The following is a 5868-nucleotide window of genomic DNA, read 5'->3' as shown; positions in this document are numbered from 1 at the left end:
CGTCGAACAGCGTCACCTGCTGGGGCAGATAGCCGATCAGGCCGCCCAGCACGTCGGGGTGGTACTGGTCCAGCGTCGCGCCGCCCAGACGGATGCTGCCGCCGCCCACGCGCCACGCGCCGATCAGTGCCCGCGCCAGCGTCGACTTGCCCGCGCCTGACGGGCCGATGACCCCCAGGGCGGTGCCCGGCGCCACGCCGAAGCTGACGCCGCGCAGGGTGGCCTGCCCCTCTCCCGGCGGGGCGACCGAGAGGTTGCGCACCTCCAGCCGGGCCTCGGGGCGGGGAAGGGGGGTGCGGACCGGATCGGCCGGCTGGCGCGACAGCAGGCCCGCCAGGCGGCCCCAACCGTCCTGCGCGGCCTGGACCGACGGCCAGCCGCCGACCAGCTGGTCCACCGGGGCCAGCGCGCGGCCCATCACGATGGAGCTGGCGATCATCGCGCCGGGCGTCAGTTCCTGGCGCAGCACCAGCCAGGCCCCCGCCGCCAGCATCGCGCTTTGAAGAAACAGCCGGAAGGTCCGCGAAAAGACGCTGAACCCTGCCGACAGGTCTCCGGCGCGAACCGCATTGTCCTGTGATTCAGACCGGGCCAGGCGCCAGCGGGCGAAGGTGGCGCCGCGCATGCCCAGGGCGCCGATCACCTCGCCCTCGTCGCGATAGAGGTCCGCCATGCGCTGCGCCTGCGCGCCGGCCTGGGCCGAACCCTGCAGCGGCGCGCGGGTCAGGACGCGGTTCAGGATCGTGGTGCCGACCAGGATCCCGCCGCCGACGGTCGCGACGATGCCCAGGACCGGGTGGAACATGAAGACCGCCGCCAGAAACAGCGGTGCCCAGGGCAGGTCGAAGAAAGCCAGCATGACCGGTGACCCGATCAGCCGCTGGACGGAATCCAGGTCGCGCATTCCGCCCGCCGTGGCGGCCGATTCGTCGCCGCGCAATGCGCCCTCGCGCAGGGCGGCGTCGAAGACGCGACCCTCCATCCGGTCCTGGAACCGGGCGGCGATCCGCTGCATCACGCGGTTGCGGATGATGTCGATGGCACCCATCAGCACGAAGAGGAAGATCACCAGCACGAACAGGGCGGTCAGCGTCTCGACGCTGCGCGAGGCCAGCACGCGGTCATAGACCTGCAGCATGAACAGCGGCCCGGTCAGCATCAGCAGGTTCACGACAGCCGAGAAGACCCCCACCGACAGGAACAGCGGCCACCCCGTGGCGCGCGCCTGGCGCAGTTCTCGGGCCCCGTCCGTCAGGTTCGCAGCCTTGGCCATACGTCTTGCCCCGAAAATGCCGCGCCGATGGCGGGGCTTGCCTCGTTACCGCGGCGACCATATCACCACGCAGGCCTACGCCGGCCTGCCGCGACCCTCGCATCGAAAGGTTAAGGATTCCTTTTTTAAGAAAATTTCTTATTCCATAGACAGTCTACAGCCCCACTAAATTCTCTTTCTTGAAAATTAATACTATTATATATTCGCAACTTTTTTGGTGTCGCTGCCTTTTGCATTGTTCCAATAATATCGTTTAAATTGGAATTATTATGTGCATGAGGAAATTTTTTGGAAATTTTTTCTTGAAAAGTATCGGGTAAATGACCCATGGAGAGAATTTTAATTATTTAGGAATTGATCCTGCATAAAAAAACCCTTTGTTAAAGGAAATGAACAGAGGGTTAAAATGGCGCAGATCAGACATAGCCACTTTGGTGGAAACGTAGTTCTCACTCGCGATAGTCTCACTGATGGCGACGCCTACCATGAAACGCTTGAGGAGATCGATTTTTCAAATATTCGATTTCCAGGTGGGGGCGTCACGGAGGCTCAAACATGGGAAAATGGTGGCATTCACCGTATGTTTGGGAAACCAATGGATCCGAAGGACGAGAAATATACGTTAACTATTCGAGAAATGCTTGATTTTGCTGAAAAAAACGGAAAATCGGTATCGATTGTAACGCCGACATTTCAATTTTACGATAAAGTTGAAGGACACTTCGATACACGAGGTTTCAATGCATATCTTGCAGAGCTATCTAAGGCAATTTCCGAATACCCGAGCGTTAAGATAACTAATTTCGAAATCGGTAATGAATATTGGGGTAGTAAAGAATGGGGATCTTTACAGCCTGACGAGTATGGAAGAATAGCAAACGCAGAGATTTCCGCAATAAATGGAATGATAAATGAGGTATGGGGGGACCGTCCTGCAGATGATCGCCCAGGAATAGGAATACAAGCTGGCGTTCAATGGAAGGCGGAGCAAAATGCCGACGGAACCTGGACCGCAGTAGGTCCCCGCCATTCACAAGAAATTATCAACGAGATAACGACTGAAAACCGCGCATTAGTAAGTGCAATATTTCAGCACAGTTATCCAGACGCTAACGATCTAACTACCAAGATCAATTGGGCCATAAATCCAATGCGAGTTTTTCAGGAAGCCACCGGCTTTTCAGATGACATTCAACTTATTATATCAGAATTTAATATCGGTGAAAACACAGCTGTTGGAACGCAACAGGCTGCAGCATGGATCAATGCGTTCTCAAAACTGATCAAGGCGGGTGTCGATGCGATCGATCATTGGGGAATTTCATATGATTGGCTATCGAACAAATTCTACGACACGAAATTTTCACCGTCCGAAAGCGATGGCGGAGCGATAGTAACAATTGCGACCCCGATGGGTCAGCTTTATGATATTGCTGAAAGAAATTTAATAGGTAAAAGCTCTGTAAAAAACACGGAAGTTTCCGACTGGGTGGAGCAATCGGGTGATATTCAGACTAACGGATTTTCAGAAAAAAATCAGAAAGTAGTATTCTTCTACAATCAAACAGATGAAGATACATCAATTTATCTAAGCAGCATATCCAGCAACTATCATGTATCCACGTATCACATTATTCCCGCAGATTCGCCTTATAGTACCTGGTACGACGAGTCTATGTCCAAAACTCCCTTACCTGGACAGATAGCTGATGCTCGTGGCGACATGAAAGTCGTTTCAGGACCAGGTGGCACGTTTGACAGCGAGCTAGCGCCCAACGAAATTGTCGTAGTTGTAATTTCAGATAGTAAGCGAGATCTTTTTATAGAGGGCGCTCACAACGTAACCGACCCACGAACAGGAATGGTTAATGACGCATTCCAGGGAGCAAACGGAAATGACGTGCTTTACGGCCATGTTGGTAATGACAGAATATTCGGAAGTGGCGGCAAAAACGTTATTGCCGGAGGAAAGGGTAATGATATCCTTCTGGCCGGCGATCACGGCGACTTAATTTTATCAGACGGCGGAATTGATAATGTTAGGGGTGGCCGTGGTAGCGATATGCTTTTATTTTCGTCCGCCGAAGGCCGACTTCAGTCTACTGCTGTCGGCGGAGCAGGGAATGATCTCTTTATAGTAATGCCAGACGCAAATGTAGATATTTTGGACTTTGCGTCTGGCGATCTAATATCGTTTGGAGGTGCATTTAAAAGTAAGGTACAGCTTCAAAACGCAACTCGGATAGATGGTGCAGATCTGTATATCTCCATGCCCGGCGGAGGAGAAGTGAAGATCGCAGGCGCGTCTAACATAATGTTTGACCTATACCTATATAACATAGACTTTTTACAGCAATCCGAACGTTATTCTTTGTCTAACAGGTATCTCAAAGGTTTCTCAGACTTTCAGATTTCTGAGGCAATAAAACTTACTTATGAGGCTAGGTTTGCCACAAACTTTTATTTTGAAAATTTATCAAAAATTATTGATTCGGTAGGCGGGATTGGTTCAGACCTTGATGAGGACCCAAACGTAGCTCCTTTGGACGAAGGAAAGGTAGTTTATGGGAGTGCATTGGCTGATCAGTTATGGGACACGGCGCATTCAGATAAAATTTACGGAATGTCTGGAAATGATAAAATTTACGGTTCTGCTGGCGATGATGAGCTAAGTGGAAATCACGGGCATGACATAGTTTTTGGTGGCCTGGGAGACGACGTCATATACGGCGGTACAGGATTTGACCGCCTATATGGTGGAGCAGAAAATGATGAAATTAATGGAGGAGATGGTAACGATTTTATAAATGGAGATGCTGGAAGCGATCGCATCTTAGGCGGATCGGGCCAAGATACGATTTTTGGCGGCATCGACTCAGATATTGTCCACGGTGGTTACGGCTCCGATAGAATCTTTGGTGGATATGGATCCGACCGGCTTAGCGGCAACCAAGGAAACGACTATGTCCACGGAGGATGGGGGAACGACCAACTTTATGGTGGGCTAGGTAGCGATACATTGGCTGGTGCGGCGGGTAACGACAACCTATTCGGGGGCTTTGGTAACGACGTGCTATTTTCTGGGTACGGTGATGATCAATCATATGGGGGCATTGGCAACGACTTAATCCACGGACAACACGGCAATGATCGTCTATACGGGGAGGGTGGCAATGACACTCTCCGCGGAGGTTTGGGCAATGATCGTCTGAGCGGCGGAGCGGGAATCGATCATCTATATGGCGGCCCTGGAAGAGATATCTTTCAGTTTAAGCTCGGCGATAGCAAGCCAGGGGCGTGTGATAAGGTATACGACTTCAGAACCGGTGTCGATATTATTGATCTATCCACAATTGACTCAAATATCAACAGACCAAGTTTTCAGTCGCTAAAAATCTGTCAGCGACCAGAAGCAAACGCCCTGTGGTTCTTAAGCGAGGATAGCGGCACATATGTTTGCGCTGACGTCAACGGTGATCGAAATGCTGATTTCGTTATTTTTCTTCCGGGAGTTACTAACTCCGATAATATAGATCTTATTTTTTAAACCTCGACAGCCCGGCGGATTTGTTAGATGGCATACGCATTGAAAAAATCAATAAATACGATACTGGAACCGCACACCCGTAGCCGGCAGTAGCTGGAATAAGTATCAATAAGGCTCACGATCCGCAGCTTTTTACCCAAGGATACTAGGTGATGGACATTCGCCGGGGACACAGTCCCTTGGGCTGTTTTCTGGCTTGGGCAATTCTTGATCGCGTGAACGGATGTACATGGGGATCTGAGTAATCTGTTATTGTTGTGTTGTATTTATGCATCGCCAAGTGAATAGATGAAAAACTACAATTTTCCGGCGAATTTCCGCCACCCGTTAACGAATTTCAAACGATAAGCAGGTAAAAGCTATGCACCCTACGATTGTTTATGGTTCCGGTTTTGATCTGGTTTCAGACGGGCGTAGCGCCTGTGCAAACCGAAATTATCTTGAAAGACGGAGCAACTATGGCACATACGAAGACGTTGGATGAACTCGTTAAGTCATTGATCATATTGCGAGATAAGGCTGAGCATGCGTATAGCTGCGTGACGGTGTTGGACCGCGGCGAACGCAAACTCGTCAAAAAGCAGATCGACAGTTGTATGCAATCCCTTCACTTTCTTTCCGAACACTTGGATCAGACAGAATGTGGTAAGGTGGCGCCCGGAGAACAGAACGTGCCATCCGCTCAGATATAAATATCGCATCGCCGTGGGGAGTCTGTCCAGGCATGGTGCAAAATCAAATCCCAACTATTGTTATTCATGATGTTGGCAGATCCAGGACCACAGATAGCCTCAATCAGTGCATTGACACTGACGTCCACGTCCAGAAGGCCTGCCAGGACGGAGCCCGGAGGGTGCGCCAGTCAATTACTCTCGGCTAGAGCCGATAGTAGCGACGCATCTAAAAAAGGTTGAGCTCTACGTAGGGTCAGGACCCATTGATCCTGCGCGTTCGGCATGATTCAGGCTCCTCAAGGAGACCTGATCGATGAGCAACCTTTTCTGGCTGACCGACGCGCAGATGGCGCGGCTCCAGCCCTTCTTCCCCA

The 5868-nt window shown here is 51.3% G+C and carries 2 protein-coding genes; one reads left to right on the top strand and one right to left on the bottom strand.

What is annotated here, in order from left to right:
* Positions 1–1273: type I secretion system permease/ATPase (locus LZ686_RS18680; RefSeq protein WP_349548759.1), on the bottom strand; the 1273-nt coding region annotated here is incomplete at its 3' end.
* Positions 1274–1679: 406 nt separating this feature from the next.
* Here LZ686_RS18680 and LZ686_RS18675 point away from each other — a divergent pair.
* A complete protein-coding gene (locus LZ686_RS18675; RefSeq protein WP_349548757.1) occupies positions 1680–4820 on the top strand; it encodes a calcium-binding protein in 3141 nt (1046 codons plus the stop codon).
* Positions 4821–5868 lie beyond the last annotated feature (1048 nt).

Origin of the sequence: Paracoccus sp. NFXS7, assembly GCF_040148865.1 — a bacterium.
Lineage (GTDB): Bacteria > Pseudomonadota > Alphaproteobacteria > Rhodobacterales > Rhodobacteraceae > Paracoccus > Paracoccus marcusii.
The sequence above is the reverse complement of the archived record's forward strand: the minus strand, read 5'-3'. Positions and strand labels throughout refer to the sequence as shown.